Origin of the sequence: Actinoplanes teichomyceticus ATCC 31121 (assembly GCF_003711105.1) — a bacterium.
GTDB classification, from domain to species: Bacteria; Actinomycetota; Actinomycetes; order Mycobacteriales; family Micromonosporaceae; genus Actinoplanes; species Actinoplanes teichomyceticus.
The window spans coordinates 7,959,834-7,981,434 of the sequence record NZ_CP023865.1; the positions used below are offsets into that span (position 1 = coordinate 7,959,834).

Below are 21,601 nucleotides of genomic sequence, written 5' to 3' on the forward strand. Positions count from 1 at the left end.
CACAGGGGAACGGATCGATGCTGCGGGATCGACGGCACTTTACCTAGCATGGGCGCGTCGTGATGCCCCGTGACCGTCGGGGCACGGACAGCGACGGGAGGCGTGCGCGGATGGGCACCGTGGTGATCAGACGGGCCGAGCGGCGGCCGGCGCCGGAGATCCCGGTCGGCGACCTGCCGGTCGAGCCGCCGCCGGAGGTGCCGCCCGAGGTCGGCGGGCGCTGGCAGCAGGCGCTCATGGTGTTGCCCATGCTGGGCGGCACGGTCGCGATGGCGATGATGATGGGACAGGGGCGTGGTGGCCCCTACTCGTACGTCATCGGCGGTCTCTTCGGGATCTCCGCGCTGGCCATGCTGACCAGCTCGGTCGGCTCGGCGGCCGGCCCACGCCGGGCCGAGATGGCCGCCGCCCGCCGGGAATATCTGCGACATCTGGCCACGCTGCGCCGCCGGGTCCGCCAGACCGCGCGCCGGCAGCAGGCCGGCCTGCTCTACCGCCATCCCGACCCGTCCCGGCTGTGGTCCACGGTGGCCAGTCATCGGGTCTGGGAGCGCCGGCCGGACGACCCGGACTTCGGCGTGGTGCGGGTCGGGCTCGGACCGCAGACGCTGGCCACGCCGCTGCTGCCGCCGGCCACCCGGCCGCTGCACGAGCTGGAGCCGATGAGCGCGGGCGCGCTGCGCCGGTTCCTGGACACCTACTCGGTGGTGCCGGACCTGCCGGTGGCCCTGGCACTGCGCGGTTTCGCCCGGATCCACCTGGCGGGCGGCGAGCCGGCCCGGGCCCTGGTCCGGGCCGCGGTCGTCCAGCTCGCGGTCTTCCACGCGCCGGAGGACCTGCTGATCGCGGTCTGTGCCGGTCCGGACCGGCGGCCGGAGTGGGAGTGGGTGAAATGGCTGCCGCACGGCCTGCACCCGCGGCGTGCCGACGCGCTGGGGCCGCTCCGGCTGGTGGGCGACTCCGGGTCCGAGGTGGACGCGCTGCTCGGCGACGTGCTCGCCGGGCGGCCCCGGTTCCACCCCGGCGCACCGGCCGGGTCGGCGCCGCACGTGGTGATCGTCCGGGACGGCGCCGGCCCGCTTGCGCCGGCGGACGGGCTCGACGGCGTGACCGTGCTGGACCTGGACACGCCGCCGCCCCGGCTGCTCGACCGGGCCACCCTGGCGCTGGCCGTGGATCGGACCGGCGCCCTGCACACCGCCACGATGGACGTCACGGCCGAGGCCGGTCGCGCGGACGCGCTGCCGGTGGCCGCCGCCGAGGCGACCGCCCGCCGGCTGGCGCCGTTGCGCCTGGCCGGCGCGGCCGACCCGGACGGCACCCCGGCGCCGGTCGAAACCGGATTCTGCGAGCTGCTCGGCATCGGCGATCCGGAGAGTTTCCGTCCGGCACACGGGTGGCGTCCGCGACCGGCCCGCGACCGGCTGCGGGTCCCGATCGGGGTCACCCCCGAGGGCCTGCCGGTCGAACTGGACCTGAAGGAGCCCGCGCAGGGTGGGATGGGTCCGCACGGCCTGCTCATCGGCGCCACCGGATCGGGTAAGTCGGAGCTGCTGCGCACCCTGGTGCTGGCACTGGCCGGCACGCACTCCTCGGAGTCGCTGAACTTCGTGCTGATCGACTTCAAGGGCGGGGCGACCTTCGCCTCGCTCGACCGGCTGCCGCACACCGCCGCGCTGATCACCAACCTGCGCGACGAGCTGCCGCTGGTCGACCGGATGGCCGACGCCATCGACGGCGAGCTGATCCGGCGGCAGGAGCTGCTGCGCCGCGCCGGCAACTTCGCCGGGCTGCCCGACTACGAGCGCGCCCGGGCCGCCGGCGCGACGCTGCCGCCGTTGCCGTCCCTGCTCGTGGTCTGCGACGAGTTCGCCGAGCTGCTGCAGCACAAACCCGACTTCATCGAGATGTTCCTGCAGATCGGCCGGCTCGGGCGGTCCCTCGGCGTGCATCTGCTGCTGGCCAGCCAGCGGCTGGAGGAGGGGCGGCTGCGCGGGCTGGACACCCACCTGTCGTACCGGATCGGGTTGAAGACCTTCAGCGGCATGGAGTCGCGGGTGGTGCTCGGGGTCGCCGACGCGAGCGAGCTGCCGAGCGCGCCCGGGCACGCCTACCTGAAATCCGGCAACGGGCCGCTGATCCGGTTCCGGGGCTCGTTCGTGTCCGGGAAGCTGCGCCGGGCGGGCGCCGCCGGTGACGGCACGGCCGGAGCCGGTGAGGCGCGGGTGTTGCCGTACACCACCCGGGTGCTCCCGGCGCCATCCGCCCCGGCACCGGCGACCGAGCCGGCCGAGCCGGTGCCCGGTGAGCCCACCCTGCTCGGCGTGCTGGTCGAGCGGATGGCCGGGCAGGGGCCGCCGGCTCACCGGGTGTGGCTGCCGCCGCTGGACCGGTCCGCCTCGCTCGACGACCTGCTCGGGCCGCCGGTGACCACCGCCGACCGCGGGCTGGCCTGCGCGAACCCGGCGCTGCACGGCGCGCTGCAGGTGCCCGTCGCGCTGGTCGACAAGCCGCGGGAGCAGCTGCGTGACGTGCTGTGGCTGCAGCTCGCCGGGTCGGCCGGGCACGTGGCGGTGGTCGGCGGCACGCTCAGCGGCAAGTCCACCGCCCTGCGGTCCCTGATCTGCGGGCTGGCGCTGACCCACACCCCGGCCGAGGCGCGGGTGTACTGCCTGGACTTCGGCGGCGGGGCGCTCGGCGGGCTGCGGGACCTGCCGCACGTGGGCGGGGTGTTCGCCCGGCTGGAGGCGGAGGGCGTACGCCGGACCGTGGGTGAGCTGGTGACCCTGCTGGCCGCACGCGAGCGCTCGTTCGCCGAGCTGGGCGTCGCCTCGATGGCCGAGTTCCGGCGGTCGCGCGCGGGGGCCGACGTGTTCCTGGTGGTGGACGGCTGGGCGACGGTGCGGGCCGACTTCGAGGAGCTCGAACCGGTGCTCACCGATCTGGCGACCCGGGGACTGTCGTACGGCATCCATCTGGTCGCCGCGGCGTCCCGGTGGATGGATTTCCGGCCGGCCGTGCGGGACCTGTTCGGCTCCCGGGTCGAGCTGCGGCTGGGCGACACGTCCGACTCGTACGTCGGGCGCCGGGCGGCGGTGACCGTGCCGGAACAGCAGCCGGGACGGGGCGTGATCGAGCACCCCGAGGCCAAAGGGCAGTGGCTGCACCTGCTCACGGTCCGACCCGAGGTGAGCTCGCTGGGCGACACCGGCGGGCTGGTCAAGGCGGTGGCCGCGGCGTGGGACGGGCCGGTCGCGCCGCCGGTGCGGTTGCTGCCCGCGTCGGTGGCCTACGCGGACATCGCCGCCGCGGGCGACGGCCTGCGCCTGCCGATCGGGGTGGCCGAGGCCGACCTGCGGCCGGTGACCATCGACTTCGCCACCGACCCGCACTTCCTGCTGCTGGGCGACGCCGAGTGCGGCAAGTCGTCGTTCCTGCGCACCCTGGCCACCTCGGTGACCGGCCGGTTCGCCCCCGAGCAGGCCCGCATCATCCTGGTCGACTACCGCCGCAGCCTGATGGACCTGCCGGAGACCGAGCACCGCATCGGGTACGGCATGCAGACCCAGCCCACGCTGGAGCTGATGCAGTCGGTGGCGGGATACATGCAGCGGCGGCTGCCCGGACCGGACGTCACCGCGAGACAGCTGCGGGAGCGCTCCTGGTGGACCGGGCCGGAGCTGTTCGTCCTGGTCGACGACTACGACCTGGTCGCCGCCGGGCCGGTCAATCCGCTGGCGCCCCTGCTGGAGTACCTCCCACAGGCCCGCGACATCGGGCTGCACCTGGTGGTCACCCGGCGGGCCGGCGGCGCGAGCCGGTCGCTCTACGAGCCGGTGATCCAACGGCTGCGGGAGCTCTCCGCGCCCGGGCTGGTGATGTCGGGACCACCCGAGGAGGGCGCGCTCATCGGCACCGTCCGGCCGGAACGACTACCACCCGGACGTGGCCGTCTGGTCACTCGCCGCGAGGGGGTCCGCCTGATCCAGCTGGCGCATCACGAATCCGACCCGGAGACAGACTCCCCGTGCGATTAGAGACCGCCGCCCGCAGCGACACGCCACTGTTTCGGAGTAATCTCCCCCCATCGACTGACCATCATCACGAATGGCGACGCCGACACGTGACCAGAGCGAGCGCAACCTCCCGGCCGCAACGGCCGTGGTGTCGTGCACCCTTCGGCGGTGTCCGTTGCTGAGCGCGCGCCGCCTCGGGACGGTCGCTCTCGCCGGTTTCCTGGCGGTGGGGCCGGCGGCCGCGCCGGCCTGCGCCGCCGGGGCGGCCGGACCGATCGAGCGGCTCCGAACGATCGAGCGGCTCCCGCACGGCGCGATGTCACCTCTGTCGCCGGCCGGGCTGCCACTCACCGCCGCCGGGGCGCCGGCAACCCTGCCCGCAACACCGGTGGCCGTGGGCGAGGTACCTGCAACCCTGCCCGAGGTACCGGCCGCCGCGGCCGAGATACCGCCCGCCCTGCCCGAGGCATCGGCCACCTTGGCCGAGGTACCGGCCGCCCTGGCCGAGATACCGGCGGCCGTGGCCGAGATACCGGCAACCCTGAGCGGGGCGTCGGCGGATCTCACTGCGGCGCTCTTCGGTGAGCCGGGTGTCACCGACGAGGTGCTGGAGAGCGGCACGCTGGTCAAGCCGGTGGCCGAGCCCGGGGCCGCGCGCGAGGACACGGTGCGGGCCGACGAGTGGCAGGTGGGAACGCTGCGCCTGGCCGACGCGTGGACGTACGCGGACGGCGCCGGGGTCACCGTCGCGGTGATCGACTCCGGGGTGGACGCCCACCACCCCGACCTGGCGGGCCAGGTGCTGCCCGGCCTCGACCTGGTGAACAGCAAGGGCGACGGCAATTCCGATCCGGTCGGTCACGGCACCACGGTCTCCGGCATCATCGCCGGCCGCAACGACGACAACACCGGCGTGGTGGGGGTCGCCCCGAAAGCCAAGATCCTCCCGGTCCGGGTGCTGGACGAGAACAACCGCTACGACGACGCGCTGATCGTCGCCAAGGGTCTGCGCTGGGCCGTCGACCACGGCGCCCGGGTGGTGAACATGTCGCTCGGGGGCAGCGCGAACAGTCCCGCGCTGGCCGCCGCCCTGGACTACGCGTTCGCCAAGGACGTGGTGGTGATCGCCTGCACCGGCAACGTGAACGCGACGTCCAGCACGCGCGGGGTCTGGTATCCGGCCCGCGAGCCCGGCGTGCTCGCGGTCGCCGGCATGGAGCGCAACGGCACCGACCTCTGGTCCGGCTCGATCACCGGCCGGGAGACCGTGGTGGCCGCGCCGGCCACCGAGCTGGTCGGCGCCCGGCCGGGCGGTTACTGGAAGGTGCAGGGCACCAGCTTCGCCGCGCCGATGGTGACCGGGACCGCGGCGCTGATCCGGTCACGCTGGCCGGACATGCCGGCCGGTGAGGTGATCAACCGGATCATCCGGACCGCGAAGGACCGGGGCGCGCCCGGCCGGGACGACGTGTTCGGGTTCGGGATGGTGGACCCGGCAGAGGCGCTCACCGCGACGGTTCCGGAGGTGGAGAGCAACCCGCTGGACACCACGCCGCCGGTCGGGGTGGCCCGGTTCGGCAGCGCGCCCGCCCCCGGCGAGGCGCAGTCCGCGCCGGACGACGCCCGCCGTGGCAACACCGCCGCGGCACCGGGAACGAACGGCGGATGGGCCGCGCCGGCCACCGCGCAGCCGGCCGGGACGGATCACGGCCGCTGGCTGGCTATCGCCCTGTTCGCCGTCTCGGCCCTGGCCGGTGGCCTGACGATCCGCCGCTTCGCCAACACCGCGGGCTGACCCCGCCCACCCTGGATCCGCCCTTTCAGGAGGCAGCCCGCAACGACTTTCCGGGAGCCAGCCCGCGACGAACTCTTCCGGGGGCCAACCCGCGACGAGGTTCTTCCGGGAAGCCAACGAGCGACGAGCCCCTTCCCGGGAGCCAGCCCGCGACGACCGCACGCCCGACACCCGACCGGCCGGCATGAGCCGAGCCCGAGCGGCCAGGCCGGACGCTGCCGACCAGCCCGCCTCCGACCGACTGAGCGAGCTCAGGCCGCACACCCGAACCCAGCCCACCGACCCCGACCCCGACGCCGACGCCGACATCGACATCGACATCGACATCGACATCGACATCGACATGGGAACCCGGCAGCACGGACAGCCGGCGGCCGGGATCAGGCGCAGTCGCCGGTCCTGACGCCGCGGGTGCTCTCGCGGCCCAGCTTCGCCACCGGCGCCGCCTCGGCCGCGGTCAGGGCGAAGCCGACGTTCTTGTCGTCCGCCGCCGCCGCGAAGATCACGCCGAGCACGTCGCCGGTCGGGGAGATCAGCGGACCGCCCGAGTTGCCGCTGCGGACCAGCGACTTGATCGTGTAGATCTCCCGGGTCACGTCGCCGGACTCGTAGATGTCCGGTCCGGTGATGTCCCCGACGTCACGCACCCGCGCGGACTGCGCGTTGTACGGCCCGTCCTGCGGGTAGCCGAGCACGATCGCGCTGGCCCCGCTCGCCGCCGCCTTGCTGACGAACGACATCGCCGGCGCGGTGAGCCCGGGCACCCGGAGCACCGCGAGGTCCCGTTTCGGGTCGTAGACCACCACGGTGCCCTCCAGCTGCCCGCGCGAGGTCTCCACGACCACCTCCCGGGTGCCGGCGACCACGTGCGCGTTGGTCATCACCCGCTCGTCGGCGTACACGAAACCGGTGCCCTCGATCCGCCGGGAGCAGCTCGGCGCCGCGCCGAGCACCTTGAGCACCGACTTCTTCGAGGTTTGCACGACCTTCGAGTCGCGCAGCGCCGGGTCGGGCTCGGCGACCTCCTTGGCCTGGGTGCGGGTGAGCCCGCCGAAGACGTCCGGGAACCCGTTGGTGTCCAGCGTGTCGCGCAACGCCGAGGAGAGCGCCTGCGCCCGTTCCGGCATCAGCCCGTTGATCCCGCCCAGGATGGCGCTGCTGCGCACCGCCTTGTTGATCCCGGGGAACGGGGTCGAGCCCATCGGCACCGCGACCAGCCAGGCGGCCAGCAGCACCGCGACCACCGAGACCACCGCGCCACCGGCGTCGTCGAGATGCTGCAACGGCCGGTTGAAGATGGCCCGGCGCAGGCTGGTGCCCAGCCAGCCGGCCAGGGTCTGCCCGAGCACGGCCAGCGCCAGGATCACCGCCAGCGCGACGGCCAGGCGCACCGTGCCGTCGGCGAACTGCCGGGCCAGCAACGGGCCGAGTTGCAGCCCGATCAGGACTCCGCTGAAGAACCCGCCGAGCGAGAGCGCACCGATCACGAAGCCCTGGCGGTACCCGCTGATCGCGAAGAGCAGCATCAGCACGATCAGGATGACATCGACCACTGGCACTCACTCAACATAGAAGTCAGGCGCACGTCACGGCACCACCTCGTCGGGTGCGCCCCCGCGCGCCGCCGGCACCGGGGCCTCGGCGTCGGGAAGCTCCACGACGCGGCCCTGGTCCCACGGGCGCGCCCAGCCCGCCATGTCCAGCAGCACCGAGATCACCCCCGCGGTGAAACCCCACACGAGCAGCCCGCGGACCTGGAAGGCCGGCGCGACCCAGCCGCTCGGGTGTCGTACCTGGATACGGTTCTGCGGGTCGGCGAGTTCACTGATCGGCAGCCGGGCCACGTGGGCGACCTCGGCGGGCTGCAGCGGGTGGACCGGATGCGGCTTGCGCCACCAGGCCAGCACCGGGGTGACCGAGAACCGGCTGACCGGGATCCACAGTTCCGGGAGCAGGGCCAGCGGGTGGGCGCTGGACACGTCCAGGCCGACCTCCTCCTGGGCCTCGCGCACCGCGGTGGCCACCGCGTCGGCGTCATCCGGGTCGGTGGCGCCGCCCGGAAAGGCGGGCTGCCCGGCGTGGTTGCGCATGGTCGCGGCCCGCTGCAGGATCAGCAGGTCGGGGCCGCCCGGGGTGTCCGCGGCCGGCGGGCTCTCGCCGAGCAGCACCAGGACCGCGCTGGAGCGCCCGGGGCCGCCGGCGGGCCGGCGCAGCGAGGTGAAGTCTTCGGTACGACAGGTGGACACCCGGGCCAGAAGTGGCTCGAACCAGGCTGGGAGGTCGTCCGGCCGGTCCAGCAGCACGCCCTGACTCATAGGGCGACCTCGATGCCGGTGTGTTCGCGCAGCTGCCGGCTCAGTTCGGCGGCGTCCATCGGGTACCGGTGGACATACCTCTTCCCGTCCGCGCCGATGAAGATGGTGCTGGGCAGGGTGACCGTGCCGACCCCGTCGGCCAGCCGGTGTTCCGGGTCGAACAGGTTGGGCATGGTGATGCCGTGGTCGGCTGCGAACGAGGCGGCCGCCCCGCGGGTGTCCCCGCTGTCCACTCCGAGCACGGTCAGCCGGCCGGCGGTGCGGTCGGCGAGCCGCTGCATGACCGGAAGCTCGGTGCGGCACGGGCCGCAGTACGACGCCCAGATGTTGATCACCGCGGGTCCGCGCAGGTCGGCCAGCCGGACCCGGCCGCCGCCGGTGAAGCAGGCGAGCGAGACGTCGGGCAGATCGGCGCCGCCGCCGGAGAGCGCCGGGCAGGCCGCGAACGGCGAGGGGTCCGCGGGGTCCGCCGGCGACTCGGTCGCGGTGCCGCCGGTGCACCCGGCGATCAGCAGCAGGGCCGCCACGACCGGCGCGGTGTGTCGCAACCTCACGGCTCCTCCGGGGCGAGGACGGCCGCGGCCGGTACGAGCTGCGGGTCCACGCCCGCGGCGGCCGCCAGGTCACGGGCCCGGGGCCCCTTGAGGAGCTTGGCCGCCGGGACGGCCTCGGTCGGGCCGGTGCCGTACGACGGGCAGAGCGCGGCGAGCGTGCACGCCCCGCAGGCCGGTTTCCGCGCATGGCAGACCCGCCGCCCGTGGAAGATCACCCGGTGCGACAGCATGGTCCAGTCGCGTTTCTCGATCAGGTCGGCGACCAGGAACTCGATCTTCACCTCGTCGGTCTCGTCGACCCATCCGAAGCGGTTGGCGAGCCGGCGGAAGTGTGTGTCGACGGTGATGCCGGGCACCCCGAAGGCGTTGCCGAGGATCACGTTGGCGGTCTTTCGCCCGATGCCGGGGAGCGCGACCAGCTCCTCCAGTTTGCGCGGCAGCACGCCGCCGTGTTGCTCCTCGAGCTGCTGTCCGAGCCGGATCAGCGAGTTCGTCTTGGCCCGGAAGAAGCCGGTGGGCCGCAGGAGCTCCTCCATCTCGGCTCGGTCCGCGGCGGCGTAGTCGGCGGCCGACCGGTATTTCGCGAACAGCCGCGGGGTCACCTGGTTGACCCGGACATCGGTGGTCTGTGCGGAAAGGATGGTCGCCACGGCCAGCTCCAGCGGCGTGCTGAAGTCGAGCTCGCAATGCGCGTCCGGATGCGTGTCGGCGAGCAGCCGGGCCATTTTCCGGGCCCGGCGCTTCCGGCCGATCGGGGTCTCCCCCGCGAAACGCCTCATCGACCGCTGGAGCAGAGCTGTCCCGGCGTCGGCGGGCGCGTTGCGGGGACGGGTCACCGGTAAAGAGTACGTCGGCGGGTCGCCCCGTCGCCTCACGCGGCGGGCTTGATCGTCCCGTCGGCGCCGATCGTCGCCCCGCTCTCCGGGAAGTCCGCGGCGGTCAGGTCGGCGACCAGCTCCCGGCCGCGTTCGTCGGCGGTGTCCCGGGTGGGCAGGCCGGCACTGTTCATGTAGGTGGAGAGGAACCGGCCACCGGCGTACGACCCGTCCGCGGTCAGGGTGACGCGCAGGACCCCGGCGTACTTGAGGATGCCGTCCTTGGACAGCGTGCGCCCGCCGCCGGCGAAGTTGCCCAGGCTGTACGCGATCAGCTTGCCCCGGTAGAACTCCATGCCGCGCAACACGTGCGGCCCGTGCCCGATCACCAGGTCCGCCCCGGCATCGATCACCGTGTGACTGAACTTGATCGGGTCGCCCCGGTTCTCCCCGAAGAAGCTCTCACTGCCCGGCTCGACGTGGTTCTTGCTCGCGCCCTCGGCGCCCATGTGCGCCTGCACCACGACCAGGTCGGCCTGGCCCGCGGCACGTTTCACCACGGCGCGGGCGTGCGTGAGGTCGTTGAGGTCGTTGGCTCCGGCGTACGGCGAGAAGCCGACCACCGCGACCTTGACGCCCTTCGTCTCGACCACGGTGATCTGGTCCTCGGCGCCGGTGTGCCGCAACCCGGCGCCCTCCAGGGCCTCGATGGTGTTGCGGAACCCGGCCGCGCCGAAGTCCTTGGCGTGGTTGTTGGCCGTGTTCAGCAGCTGGAACCCGCCGTCGGCGAGGTGCTCGGCATAGGACGGCGGGGATCGGAAGGCGAAGCAGTTCGGCGAGGGCGGGGAGCCGCACTTGGAGGTGCCGGTGTCCTCGGTGAGCGGCTGTTCCAGGTTGCCCATGACCAGATCGGACGCCAGAGCCTTGCGGACCGAGTCGAAGAAGCCGGCGCCGTTGCGCGGCGGCAGCCCGCCGGGCGCGCTGGCCATCATGATGTCGCCGGTGGCGGAGAGGGTGACCGTCGGCAGGGCGGCCGACTCCGGCCGCGCCCCGGTCGAGTTGCCGGTCGAGCCGGGCGCCGGCGCGGCGGTGGATCCCTGCCAGGCGGGCTTGTCGTCGCCACGCCGATCGGCCAGGGCGACGCCACCGAGACCCAGGCCCGCGAGGACAACGAGAGCTAACCCGACTTTGAGGGCAAACCGCCCGGAACGGCGCTCGCGGTGGGAGCGGGGGTGCGAATTCATCGACCCGGACGATACCGTCGAGTCGCAGCCCGGAGCGACCGACGAACGTGCCGTCCCGATATGCCCGGACCGTCGAATTGTCACCACCGGTCTCGGCAAACCTGGTTACCGTCCAGTATCTGGATCAAGGGGTGGCCGCCCGTTTCCCGCCCGCGTGCGCCTAGACTGATCGAGCGCAGACGTTGCGCGTTTCGGAGGTGCGGCGATGGATGAGGTACTGGCGCGCAGCGGAATCTTCCAGGGCGTTGACCCGGAAGCCGCCGAGGCGCTCGCCAAGGAGATGGACACGATCGAAGTCCGCAAGGGCGACGTCGTCTTCAACGAGGGCGAGGCCGGCGACAGTCTGTATATCGTTCTGTCCGGCAAGATCAAGCTCGGTCGCCGGGCGGCGGACGGACGGCAGAACCTCGTCTCCATCATGGGCCCGTCCGACATGCTCGGCGAGCTCTCCCTCTTCGACCCGGGCCCGCGCACCGCGACCGCGACCGCGGTGACCGACAGCCGGCTCGCCCGGCTGAAGAAGTCGTCGCTGCGCCCGTGGCTGAACAACCGGCCGGAGATCGCCGAGCAGCTGCTGCGCGTGCTGGCCCGCAGGCTGCGCCGCACCAACGACGCGCTGGCCGACCTGATCTTCACCGACGTGCCCGGCCGGGTCGCGAAGAACCTGCTGCAGATGGCCGGGCGCTTCGGCACCCGGGACGGCGGCGTGCTGCGCGTCACCCACGACCTCACCCAGGAGGAGCTGGCCCAGCTGGTCGGCGCCTCGCGGGAGACGGTGAACAAGGCGCTGGCCGACTTCGCCTCCCGCGCCTGGCTGCGGCTGGACGGCAAGAGCGTGATCATCCTCGATCCGGAGCGGCTCGCCCGGCGCGCCCGGGTCTGACCCTCCGCCCTCCCACGTCATAGGGGCTGTCCTGCGGGGCAGCCCCTCAAACGTGCTTGATCCACCCTTCCCGGTGACCGGCGCTCGCAAGCCGGATCCGTGTCGTGCCCGCACGGCCACTCGTTACGGAGGTGGCCGAGAGGCACCGGCGGGACATGGGAAGGGCGCGGCATTGAACGCAGGTAGGGGCGTAGCGGGCATCGGGGTCGTTTCATGACCGTGCTCGGCACCACGCTGGACCCGCGCGACCCGGCATACCTGGAGGGGCGCAGCACCACCCTGCAGCGGCTCGCCGCGCTGGAGGCCGCCCTCGACGAGGCGCGCGCCGGCGGCGGCGAGAAGTGGGTGACCCGGCATCACGCGCGCGGCAAGCTGCTGCCCCGGGAGCGCATCGAGATGCTGCTCGACCAGGACAGCCCGTTCCTGGAGCTGTCCCCGGTGGCGGCCTGGGGCTCGGAGTTCCCGGTCGGCGCCAGCGTCGTCACCGGCATCGGCGTGGTCGAGGGCGTCGAGTGCGTGGTCATCGCCAACGACCCGACCGTGGACGGGGGCGCGGTCAACCCGTACACCGCGAAGAAGATCCGCCGGGCCGCCCGGATCGCGTCGGAGAACCGGCTGCCGCTGGTCAACCTGGTGGAGTCGGCCGGGGAGGCGGCCCCGGCCGGGAGCATCGCCCGGGAGCTGAGCCGGCTCACCGCCGACCGGGTGCCCACCGTGTGCGTGGTCTTCGGCACCACCAGCGGCGACGCGGCGTACCTGCCGGCCCTCTCGGACTACACGATCGTGGTACGCGGGCACGCCAAGGTGCTCACCATCCACCCGCAGCGCTCCGGTGTCGAGGTACGCGCCACCCCGGTGGTGCCGGCCGGCCCGGCCGGGCCGGCCGACCAGCTCGCCGAGGACGAACGGGACGGGCTGCGCCTGGCCCGCCAGTGCGTACGCCGCTTCAACTGGCGCAAGCAGGGCCCACCGCCCCGGAGCACCCACCCGCCGGAGCCCCGCTACGACAGCGAGGCGCTGCTGTGCCTGGCGGCCGCCGGGCCGGACCGCTTCGACCCGCGCGAGGTGCTCGCCCGGGTCCTCGACGACTCCGACTTCGACGAGTTCAAACCGGGCCAGGGCAGCGTGCTCGTGGCCGGATGGGGGGAGCTGCACGGTTACCCGATCGGAGTACTGGCCAGCCCGGGCGCCTGGTTCTCCCCGGCCGAGTCGCAGAAGGCGGTGCACTTCCTGCAACTGGCCAACGCCACCGCCACGCCGGTGCTGTTCCTGCGCCACCCCGGGCCGCCCGCGCCCGGCGACGGCGAGACCGCCGACGTACGCCACGACGCCCCCCTGGTGCACGCGGTCGCCAAGTCCACCGTGCCGCACCTGGTCCTCACCATCGGCCCGGAGCCCGGCGGCACACCGGCCCGCGCCGACGAGCCCCGCTTCCAGTTCAGCTGGCCGCGTCCCACGGCGGAGCCCGCCGCGGCCGACGACGGCGTCATCGACCCCCGCGACACCCGTACGGTCCTCGGCCTCTGCCTCTCCGCAGTGCACAGCGCCGCCGTGGCAGGTGCCGAACACGTCGGCGTGTTCCGACCCTGAAAGGTAGACCCGTGATCCGACGACTCTTGGTGGCCGACCGTGGTGAGATCGCCCGCCGGGTGTTCGCCACCTGCCGCCTGGTCGGCATCGAGACGGTCGCCGTCTACTCGGACGTCGACACCGACGCCCCGCATGTCAACGAGGCCGACTACGCCGTCCACCTGGAGGGCAGCACCCGGGCCACCACGTACCTCGAACAGCACGCGCTGATCGCGGCCGCCAAACGGGCCGGCGCGAACGCCGTGCACCCGGGCAACGGGGTGCTCGCCGAGGACCCGGAGTTCGCCGCCGCGGTGGTGGACGCCGGAATGATCTGGGTCGGCCCACCGGCCGCGACGCTGCGCACCCTGCACCGCAAGACCGAGACGAAGAAGCTGGTCGCCGAGGCGAAGGTGCCGGTGCTGCCGACGTTCACCGACCCGGAGACGGTGCCCGGCTTTCCGGTCCTGATCAAACCGGACACCGGCATCGGGGGCGTCGGGATGCGGGTGGTCCGGGACGCCGCGACGCTGGCCGAGGCGGTCGCCTCGACCCGGCGCGAGGTGGACGGCGAGGTGTTCTGCGAGCCGTACGTCCCCAACGTCCGGCACATCGAGGTGCCGATCCTGGCCGACGCGATGGGCGCGGTGGTGCCGTTCGGCGAGCGGGAGTGCTCGGTGCAGCGCCGGTACCAGAAGATCGTCGAGGAGACCCCGTCGCCGGCGGTGGACGCCGCGCTGCGCGAGGACCTGTGCCGGGCGGCGATCGTCGCGGTCCGGGCGCTCGGTTTCGTCGGCGCCGGCGCGGTCGAGTTCCTGCTGGACTCCGACGGCGACTTCTGGTTCCTGGAGCTGACCCCGACCCTGCAGACCGACCACGCGGTCACCGAGTGCACCTCCGGCTACGACCTGGTCCGGCTCCAGTTGCTGGTCGCCGAGGGCGGCAGCCTGCCGATGCCCGGGCCGCCGCCGATCCGCGGGCACGCCATCGAGGTGCGCATCTGCGCGGAGGATCCGGCGTACGCGTGGCTGCCCTCGGCGGGCACCCTGCACCGGTTCGCGGTGCCCGACGTGGCCGGTTCGTTCCGCCCGCTGCCGCAGCCCGGCCTGCGCCTGGACTCCGGGGTCGCGGACGGCTCGGTGACCGGTATGCACCACGACCCGATGCTGGCCAAGCTGATCGCCTGGGCGCCGTCCCGGCAGGAGGCGGCCCGGATGCTGGCGTCCGCGCTGGCCCGCGCCCAGCTGCACGGCGTGGTCACCAACCGGGACCTGCTGGTGCGGACCCTGCGGCACCACTCGTTCCGGGCCGGCGACATCGACACCGGTTTCCTGGACCGGCATCCCGAGGTGTTCGCGCCGCTGCTCTCCTCGGTGGACGCGGTCCGATTGTCCTGCCTGGCCTCCGCGCTGGCCGGCGCCGCCGACCGGCGGGCCAGCGCGCCGGTGCTGAGCACCCTGCCGTCCGGCTGGCGCAACGTGCCGTCCGGCTCGCAGACCGCGGTCTACGACGGCCCGACCGGCCCGGTCGAGGTCGGCTACCGGATGAACCGGCACGGTGAGCTGGCCGGCTGGTGGGTCCGCTCGGTCGACCCCGAGGAGCTGGACCTGGCCGGGCTCGGGCAGGCCCCGGTGGACGAACACCCGCCGATCGTGGTCGTCTCGGCCCGGCGCGACCGGGTGGTGCTCAACGTGCAGGGCATCCGGCTGGCGGTCCTGGTGCACCGGGTCGGTGATGTCTCGTACGTGGACAGCCCGGAGGGTTCGGTCACGCTCCGCGAGATCTCCCGGTTCCCGCTGCCCGCTCCGGAGGCCGCGGAGAGCTCGCTGATCGCGCCCCTGCCGGGCGCGGTGCGGCGCGTGCTGGTGGTGCCGGGCCAGCGGGTCCGGGCCGGTGAGCTGCTGCTGACGCTGGAGGCGATGAAGCTGGAGCACCCGGTCCACGCGCCGTCGGCCGGTGTGGTCGCCTCCCTACCGGTCCACCCGGGCGCCGAGGTGGACACCGGCGAGCTGCTGGCGGTCCTGGACCCGGAGTGACGCGGGTGGTCCCGGGGCCTGGCCCGTGGCCTGCGGACGGGGCCCGCCGATGCGTACCGGGGAAGGGGTTTCTCGGTTACCAGCTGAACCACTTGGTGAAGAAGCCGGTCTTGCGGCCCTGGGTGTGCACGGTGGGCGTCTCGTCCGACCGGGTCGGTGTGGCCGGGGCGACCGGCCGCGGCCGGGGCGGCACGAACGTCGACGACGAGCGGTAGACCGACGGTGACGGCGGCGGGGTGTTCGGGTCCAGGTGCAGGTTGCTCAGCAGGTCGAGCAGCTCCTGGGCGGACGGCCGGGACTTCGGGTCGTTGTCCATGCCGCGGCGCAGCACGTCGGTCAACGCGGCCGGCACCCCGGGCAGCTCCGGGATCGGCTGCTGGAACAGGTCCATCAGGGTGACCAGGCTGGGGCTGCGGTCGCTGGGCCAGCGTGGCGGGCGGCCGCTCATTATCGCGTAGAGGGTGGCGCACAGCGAGTAGACGTCGGCGGCGCCGGACGGGCTCTCGTGCCGGAACATCTCGGGCGGCGCGTACGCCGGGGTGAGCACCTCGAGGGTCACCGACGAATCGCGCATCTCCCCCAGCACGGCCAGCCCGAAGTCCGCCAGCACCGCCTGGTTGAACTGCGAGTACAGGATGTTGGCGGGCTTGACGTCGCGGTGCAGCACCCCGTTGGCGTGGGTGTGCACCAGCGCGTCGGCGATCTTCACCCCGACGTCGCGGGCCTCGGCCGCGCCGAGCGGCTGGACCCGCATCCGGTCCAGGTACGACCCGTCGCAGAGCTCCATGATGAGGTACGGATGCTGGTCCACCGTGACGCCCACATCGAACAGGTCGACCACGTGCGGATGCGACGACATCCGCCCGGCGGCGCGCGCCTCGCGCAGGAAGCGGGCCTGGTCCCGAGCGTTGTCCAGGGTGCGGTTCTCCATCTTGATGGCGACCTCGCGCCCGACGGAATCCTGCGTGGCCCGGTAGACGGTCGCGTAACCACCCCGGGCCATGACCGACAAGCCGGACATGCCTGGAACGTATGGCACGGGCAGGGCGCCGGGCGGTGTCTCCGTCACGGTGTAGAAAATACGCCAGCCACCCGGGAGATCATCCCGGCATGTCAGACGCGTAGGCGACAGTTTCCGCCGGGGGCGGTTCCACCGCGGTGACGGCCAGCGTGTCCCGCAACTCCTCGGCGGCGGCGCGCTCGCTGGCCTGCTCGGTGGCGTACGCCAGCCGGACCGCCTCCTCGGCCGCCGCCCGCGCCTGGACGTACCGGTCCGAGGCGGCCAGCACCCGGGCCCGGACCATCGCCGCCAGCACCCCGCTGCGCACGTCCTCGGCCGGCACCTCGCGGGCCCGCTCGATCCAGGTCAGCGCGGACTCCACCCGGCCCTCGGCGAGCAGCGCGGAAGCGTACGACGCCAGCGCGTGCCGCCGGGAGAACAGCAGCGACGGCGCCGACGTGTCGCTGGCGATCGGCGCCAGCAGCCCCACCGCGGTCGCCGCGTCGCCCGCCCTGGTCCGCGCCTCGGCCAGCAGCACGCGCGGCCCGACCTGGGCGGGGGCCAGCGAGTTGTGCGGCTCCACCGAGGTCATCACCCGGCGCGCGTCGGCCTCCGCGGTGGCCAGGTCGCCACGTTGCAGCGCGACGAACCCGTGCAGGGTGCCGGCCATCCCCAGCAGCAGCGGGTGACCGGTCTTGTCGGCGTACCAGAGAGCGTCACCGAGCAGGTCCGCGGCGTGGTCGAGCTCGCCGACCCCGCGGGCGATCACCCCGCGCACCACCATGGCCAGGCCGCAGCCCCAGTCGTCGGAGACCTCCTGGAACTCCCGGTACGCCCGCCGTGCCTGGCTGTCGGCCGCGCCCAGGTCGCCGAGCTCGGCGGCGGCGTACGCCTCGACCACGCGCAGCGTGCCGACCGCCCAGCCCTCACCGACCCGGTCGCCGAAGGGCAGGAAGATCCGGGCCAGCCGGCGCGCCTCCTGCAACCGGCCGGCCAGCAGCCGGGCGAACGCCGTGGTGCCGCGCAGCCAGGAGCGGCCCACCGGGTCGCCGAGCTCGGCGAAGAGCCGCGCGGCGCGGCCCAGCACCGCGTCGGTGCCGGCGAAATCCCCCCGGGTGGTGGTCACCCAGGCGAGGTTCTGCAGCGCCCAGGCCTGCCCGTGCCGGTCCCCGGCGGCCAGCGTCACCTGGTACGCGGCGGCAAACCGGCTGCTGGCCTGGCTCAGCCGGCCGTTCAGGAAGTCGGCCATGCCCAGCCGGCGCATCGCGTTCGCCCGCTCCGGCAGCAGCTGCGCCTCGGTGGCCACCTCCAGCGCCTCCTGCCAGGCGGCCACCGCCCGGCCACCGTCGCCGAGCGCCTCGTGCGCCCGGCCCACCACGATCATCGCCTCGGCCCGGCAGACCGGGTCGTCGCCGGCGCTCTTGCTGATCTTCTCGCCGTGCGCCAGCGCCTCCTCGGCCCGGCCCAGCCGCAGCATGGCGCGGGCCAGCACCAGCTGGTCGGGCAGCGGCAGGTCACCGCCGGCCAGCTGGGCGGCGCGCTCGGCGTACTCGATCGCGGCGGCCGGCTCGATGTTGGCCAGCGCGCGCCGGGCCATCCGGCCGAGCGCGGCCACCGCCAGGCCGGCCACCTCGCGCACCGCGGCGTCCGGGCGCAGCCGGACCGCGTTCGCCAGGTCGATCGCGGCCTCGGCGTGGGTGGCCACGAACGCGTCCCGCTCGTTGTCGCTCAGGCTCAGCCGGGTGGCCGCGTCGGCGTGCCGGCCCACCGTCTCCGGCGCGGCCCAGGTGGCCAGGTAGGCGTGCCGCTCGGCCAGGTCCGCCTTGCCGATCCCGGCGTACGCCGCCTCGCGCATCAGCGGCGTGGTGAACTGGAAGCCGCCGCGGCTGCGGTGGATCATGCGCCGTTGCAGCAGCTCGTCCACGGCCCGTTCGAGCTGGGCCGCGAGGTCCACGCCGGGCGGCAGCTCGCTCGGCGCGCGGCGGTCCTGCAGCGCCTCGAGCACCCCCGCGGGCACCGTGGTGCCGGCCACCGACGCGTCCCGCAGCACCGCGCGCGGCTCCGACGGCAGCGCGTCGATGCGGGCCGCGAGCACCGCGGCCAGGTCCCGGGAGAGCAGCTGGCTGCCCAGCGAGCCGGCCGCGAGCTGCCACTTGCCGGCCGCGTTCGCGCCGACCGCCGGGGTCAGCGCGCCCCGCTCCATCAGCAGGGTGACCATCTCGGCCAGGTAGAACGGGTTGCCCTGGGCGGTGGCGAGCATCCGGTCGGTGTCCGGTTGCGGCAGTTTCCCGCCGCTCAGGTACGACGTCAGCAGCCGCGACGCGTCCGCGCCCCGCAGTGGCGGCAGGGTGTGCACCTCGGCGTCGGAGAGCCGGGTCAGCGCCCCCGCCGTACGCACCAGCTCCGGCCGCCCGAGCAGCAGCACCACCACCGGCCCCTCCAGCAGCGACAGCGTGCTGCCCAGCGCGTCGACCGTGGTGGCGGTGGCGTCGTGCAGGTCGTCCACGATGACCATCAGCGGGGTGGTGGCGGCCATCGCGTTCAGCAGGTCGGCGACCGCGATCGAGATCGCCTCGGCGTCCACCCGTTTGGCGCTCGGCGGCCAGTCCGCGGGCGCGGCCGGGCCGCCCGGGCTGACCGGGGCCTCGCCGTAGCCGAGCAGCACCAGCAACCGGTCGATGTCCAGCGGCACGCCGAGCCGCTGGGCCACCTTGCGCAGCCGCTCCTCGACGACCGTGCGGCCGACCGTGGCGACCACGTCCTTGGGCAGGCCGGCGGCCTTGCGCACCAGGTCGGCCAGGGGCGCGTAACGGCGCCGCTCGCCGAACGCGCGGCAGCGCACCCGCAGCACCCGGGCGCCGTGCCCGGCGTACGGCCCGGTGCCCACCTCGTAACCGGCGGCGAGCCGTTTCACCTCCCCGGCGAACCGGGACTTGCCGATCCCGGCCTCGGCGGTCATCACCAGCACCCGGGGGGTGCCCGAGTCGATCGCCTCGGCCAGCCGTCCGGAGACCCGGCCCAGCTCGGCCTCCCGGCCCACGAACGGCGCCTCGTCACCCAGGCCGGAGCGGGTGCCCGGGGCGTCGTGCAGGCCGAGCAGCTCGTAGGTGGGCACCGGCTCACGCTTGCCCTTGAGCCGCAGCGGCCGCAGCTGCCGCCACGAGGCGACGTGCCGGGTGCCGCCGCTGGTGCGCTCACCGGCGTAGACCGCGCCGACCGCGGCGGCGTCGGCCAGCCGGGCCGCGGTGTTCACCGTGTCGCCGATGACCGTGTACTCGATGCCGGCCTGCATCCCGGCGACCACCTCGCCGGTGTTCAGCCCGACGCGCAGGCCGAGCGGGGCGCCGCCGCCGCGCTCGTCGTCCAGCACCCGGCGGACCGCGCGCTGCATGCTCAGCGCGGCCCGGACCGCCCGTTCGGCGTCGTCCTCGTGCGCCACCGGGGCGCCGAAGACCGCCATGATCCCGTCGCCGGTGAGCTTGTCCACGTGCCCGCCGAACGTCTTCACCGCGCCGGCCAGCGCGGCCAGCACCCGGTCGGTGACCGCGCCGACCCGCTCCGGGTCGAGATCCTCCGACCAGGAGGTGAAGTCGGAGAGGTCGCCGAAGAGCACGGTGACGATCCGGCGCTCGGCGGCCGGAAGCGCGGCGGCGGCGGGCAGCGCGGACCCGCAGTGGTGGCAGAAGCGGGCACCGGGAACGGCGACGGTGCCGCACACGGGGCAGGTCACAGCCGGTCCAAACCGTCGGCCCTCGACGCTGATTCCCGCCGCAGGTGAACAATCTGCGCCGCGGCCGACCACTCGGCCGCGAACCGTACCCGTGGGTCGATGTCCGGGTACACGATGTCGACCACCGCCTGCGGCGTCTCGGCTCCGGCCGCCATCGCGGCCGCCACCTGCGCCAGGCGTTCCCTGCGGTGGTCGAGATACTGCGCGGCCAGGGCCGCGGTGTCGGCCCGGGCCGGTCCGTGACCGGGCAGCATCAGGACCTTCTCGTACGCCGTGAGCAGCTCCAGACTCGCCAGATAGGCGGTCAGGTCGCCGTCGGGGTGGGCCACCACCGTGGTCCCGCGCCCCAGCATCGTGTCGCCGGTGAACATCACCCGCTCGTTCCCGCACTCGACGAGGAAGCACACCGAATCACCGGTGTGCCCTGGAGTGTCCAGGACCTGTATTTCCAGTCCGTTCCGGCCGAGATGCTCCCGTGGGTCCAACGGCTCACCACGCACGCAGTGCGCCGGGTCGGCGGCCAGCACCGCGGTGCCGCCGAGCAGCTCGGAGAGCCGCTCGGCGCCCTCGACGTGGTCGTGATGACCGTGTGTGACCAGAATGAACTGGAACGGCCCGAGCTGCGCGATCCGGCGCAGGTGCGCCTCGTCCAGCGGGCCGGGATCGATCACCGTGGCGCATTCTGCCCCGGGCGCCCGCAGCACCCAGGTGTTCGTGCCGTCCAGAGTCATCGGACCCGGATTGGGGGCGCGTAGCAGCGACACCCAACCCGGCAGCCGGTCGACCTCGGCCGACGCGGGCTCAGCACCCCCCATGCCGAGAATCGTACGTCGCGGGTCCATGGTGAGCCGAGACACGATGTCCGTCCCGGTCACCTTGGGTCATCAAACCCGGCCGAACCCGCCCAAGATCACGCCACTTCCGCGATGACCTCGACCTCCACCGGCGCGTCCAGCGGCAGCTCGCTCACCCCGACCGCGCTGCGGGCGTGCCGGCCCTGCTCCCCGAGCACCTCGCCGAACAGGTTGGAGGCGCCGTTGACCACGGCCGGTTGCCCGGTGAAGCCCGGGGCGGACGCCACGAAGCCGGTCACCTTGACGATCTTCACGACCCGGCCCAGGCCGACCAGCGAGTCGATCGCGGCCAGCGCGTTGAGGGCGCAGATCCGGGCCATGTCGGTGGCGTCCTCGGCGGTCACCTCGGCGCCCACCTTGCCGGTCCGCGCCAGCTTGCCCTCGACCATCGGGAGCTGGCCGGAGACGTAGACGTAGTTGCCGGACTGCACGGCCGGCACGTAGGACGCCAGCGGCGGGACCACGGACGGCAGGGTCAGGCCCAGCTCGGCCAGCTTCGCGTAGGCGTCGACGCCGCCCACGCCGGCGATCGGGGTGGTCACGACTTCGCCCGCTTCATGTAGGCGATCAACTGCTCCGGGTTCGGCCCCGGCACCACCTGGACCAGCTCCCAGCCGTCGTCGCCCCAGTTGTCGAGGATCTGCTTGGTCGCGTGTACCAGCAGGGGCACGGTCACGTACTCCCACTTCTGCATGGCTCGAACACTCCTTAGTCGGGTACCGGCACAGCTTAGGACCCGGCGTTCCAGCCGGTTGGCTAGGCTGAGCGACAATCCGTACGGAAAGCGCGC

The 21,601-nt window shown here is 73.7% G+C and carries 16 protein-coding genes; 6 read left to right on the forward strand and 10 right to left on the reverse strand.

The window, feature by feature from the left end:
• Positions 1-110: 110 nt before the first annotated feature.
• The 3 genes from eccCa to ACTEI_RS35125 all read left to right on the forward strand — a co-directional run bounded on the left by eccCa (position 111) and on the right by ACTEI_RS35125 (position 6,214).
• Complete coding sequence (eccCa, locus tag ACTEI_RS35115; protein ID WP_122981566.1) at positions 111-4,037, forward strand: type VII secretion protein EccCa; 3,927 nt, start codon at positions 111-113, stop codon at positions 4,035-4,037.
• A 457-nt stretch (positions 4,038-4,494) separates the two neighbouring features.
• Positions 4,495-5,811, forward strand: coding sequence for a type VII secretion-associated serine protease mycosin (gene mycP, locus ACTEI_RS35120; protein ID WP_372443208.1), 1,317 nt, complete (start codon positions 4,495-4,497; stop codon positions 5,809-5,811).
• 184 nt (positions 5,812-5,995) lie between these two features.
• A complete protein-coding gene (locus ACTEI_RS35125) occupies positions 5,996-6,214 on the forward strand; it encodes a hypothetical protein (protein WP_122981568.1) in 219 nt (72 codons plus the stop codon).
• On the opposite strand, the gene ACTEI_RS35130 is transcribed toward ACTEI_RS35125, so the two are convergent.
• From ACTEI_RS35130 to ACTEI_RS35150, 5 genes are all read right to left on the reverse strand, one after another.
• A complete protein-coding gene (locus ACTEI_RS35130; protein WP_122981569.1) occupies positions 6,192-7,370 on the reverse strand; it encodes a MarP family serine protease in 1,179 nt (392 codons plus the stop codon). The two genes, ACTEI_RS35125 and ACTEI_RS35130, sit on opposite strands and share 23 nt — an antisense overlap.
• A 27-nt stretch (positions 7,371-7,397) precedes the next feature.
• Positions 7,398-8,126 carry an NUDIX hydrolase gene (locus ACTEI_RS35135; RefSeq protein WP_122981570.1) on the reverse strand — a complete coding sequence of 243 codons (729 nt, stop codon included), beginning with the start codon at positions 8,124-8,126 and terminating at the stop codon, positions 7,398-7,400.
• Complete coding sequence (locus ACTEI_RS35140) at positions 8,123-8,680, reverse strand: TlpA family protein disulfide reductase (protein WP_239082184.1); 558 nt, start codon at positions 8,678-8,680, stop codon at positions 8,123-8,125. The genes ACTEI_RS35135 and ACTEI_RS35140 overlap by 4 nt, the downstream gene beginning before the upstream one ends.
• Positions 8,677-9,459: an endonuclease III gene (gene nth, locus ACTEI_RS35145; protein WP_122981572.1), complete on the reverse strand. Its 783-nt coding sequence runs from the start codon at positions 9,457-9,459 to the stop codon at positions 8,677-8,679. Before nth ends, ACTEI_RS35140 begins: the two co-directional genes overlap by 4 nt.
• A 92-nt stretch (positions 9,460-9,551) precedes the next feature.
• A complete protein-coding gene (locus ACTEI_RS35150; protein WP_122981573.1) occupies positions 9,552-10,739 on the reverse strand; it encodes a CapA family protein in 1,188 nt (395 codons plus the stop codon).
• Between the two features lie 205 nt (positions 10,740-10,944).
• Between ACTEI_RS35150 and ACTEI_RS35155 the strand changes: the two genes are divergently transcribed.
• The 3 genes from ACTEI_RS35155 to ACTEI_RS35165 all read left to right on the forward strand — a co-directional run bounded on the left by ACTEI_RS35155 (position 10,945) and on the right by ACTEI_RS35165 (position 15,227).
• The gene (locus ACTEI_RS35155; RefSeq protein WP_014447921.1) at positions 10,945-11,622 is read left to right on the forward strand and encodes a Crp/Fnr family transcriptional regulator; all 678 of its coding nucleotides are present in this window, start codon (positions 10,945-10,947) and stop codon (positions 11,620-11,622) included.
• A gap of 213 nt (positions 11,623-11,835) precedes the next feature.
• Positions 11,836-13,212: a carboxyl transferase domain-containing protein gene (locus tag ACTEI_RS35160; protein WP_122981574.1), complete on the forward strand. Its 1,377-nt coding sequence runs from the start codon at positions 11,836-11,838 to the stop codon at positions 13,210-13,212.
• 11 nt (positions 13,213-13,223) lie between these two features.
• Positions 13,224-15,227, forward strand: a complete 2,004-nt coding sequence (locus ACTEI_RS35165) for an ATP-binding protein (RefSeq protein ID WP_122981575.1) — start codon at positions 13,224-13,226, stop codon at positions 15,225-15,227.
• 76 nt (positions 15,228-15,303) lie between these two features.
• Here ACTEI_RS35165 and ACTEI_RS35170 read toward each other — a convergent pair whose 3' ends face one another.
• The 5 genes from ACTEI_RS35170 to sp36 all read right to left on the reverse strand — a co-directional run bounded on the left by ACTEI_RS35170 (position 15,304) and on the right by sp36 (position 21,505).
• Positions 15,304-16,296, reverse strand: coding sequence for a serine/threonine-protein kinase (locus tag ACTEI_RS35170; RefSeq protein WP_122981576.1), 993 nt, complete (start codon positions 16,294-16,296; stop codon positions 15,304-15,306).
• Between the two features lie 31 nt (positions 16,297-16,327).
• Positions 16,328-19,957 (reverse strand): adenylate/guanylate cyclase domain-containing protein, encoded by a 3,630-nt coding sequence (locus ACTEI_RS35175; RefSeq protein ID WP_122981577.1) that lies wholly within the window; start codon positions 19,955-19,957, stop codon positions 16,328-16,330.
• Entirely contained in the window at positions 19,954-20,772 is an 819-nt protein-coding gene (locus ACTEI_RS35180; RefSeq protein WP_122981578.1) for an MBL fold metallo-hydrolase, read from the reverse strand. Before ACTEI_RS35180 ends, ACTEI_RS35175 begins: the two co-directional genes overlap by 4 nt.
• Before the next feature lie 95 nt (positions 20,773-20,867).
• Positions 20,868-21,353: a RidA family protein gene (locus ACTEI_RS35185; protein WP_187645868.1), complete on the reverse strand. Its 486-nt coding sequence runs from the start codon at positions 21,351-21,353 to the stop codon at positions 20,868-20,870.
• Entirely contained in the window at positions 21,350-21,505 is a 156-nt protein-coding gene (gene sp36, locus ACTEI_RS37600) for a Sp36 family protein (protein WP_164466236.1), read from the reverse strand. Before sp36 ends, ACTEI_RS35185 begins: the two co-directional genes overlap by 4 nt.
• Positions 21,506-21,601: the final 96 nt, after the last annotated feature.

Excerpts from the sequence above, each read along its gene's own strand:
- eccCa (WP_122981566.1), top strand. The coding sequence starts at position 111 with ATGGGCACCGTGGTGATCAGACGGGCCGAGCGGCGGCCGGCGCCGGAG.
- ACTEI_RS35125 (WP_122981568.1), top strand. The coding sequence starts at position 5,996 with ATGAGCCGAGCCCGAGCGGCCAGGCCGGACGCTGCCGACCAGCCCGCC.
- ACTEI_RS35135 (WP_122981570.1), bottom strand. The coding sequence starts at position 8,126 with ATGAGTCAGGGCGTGCTGCTGGACCGGCCGGACGACCTCCCAGCCTGG.
- nth (WP_122981572.1), bottom strand. The coding sequence starts at position 9,459 with ATGAGGCGTTTCGCGGGGGAGACCCCGATCGGCCGGAAGCGCCGGGCC.
- ACTEI_RS35150 (WP_122981573.1), bottom strand. The coding sequence starts at position 10,739 with ATGAATTCGCACCCCCGCTCCCACCGCGAGCGCCGTTCCGGGCGGTTT.
- ACTEI_RS35155 (WP_014447921.1), top strand. The coding sequence starts at position 10,945 with ATGGATGAGGTACTGGCGCGCAGCGGAATCTTCCAGGGCGTTGACCCG.
- ACTEI_RS35160 (WP_122981574.1), top strand. The coding sequence starts at position 11,836 with ATGACCGTGCTCGGCACCACGCTGGACCCGCGCGACCCGGCATACCTG.
- ACTEI_RS35180 (WP_122981578.1), bottom strand. The coding sequence starts at position 20,772 with ATGGGGGGTGCTGAGCCCGCGTCGGCCGAGGTCGACCGGCTGCCGGGT.
- sp36 (WP_164466236.1), bottom strand. The coding sequence starts at position 21,505 with ATGCAGAAGTGGGAGTACGTGACCGTGCCCCTGCTGGTACACGCGACC.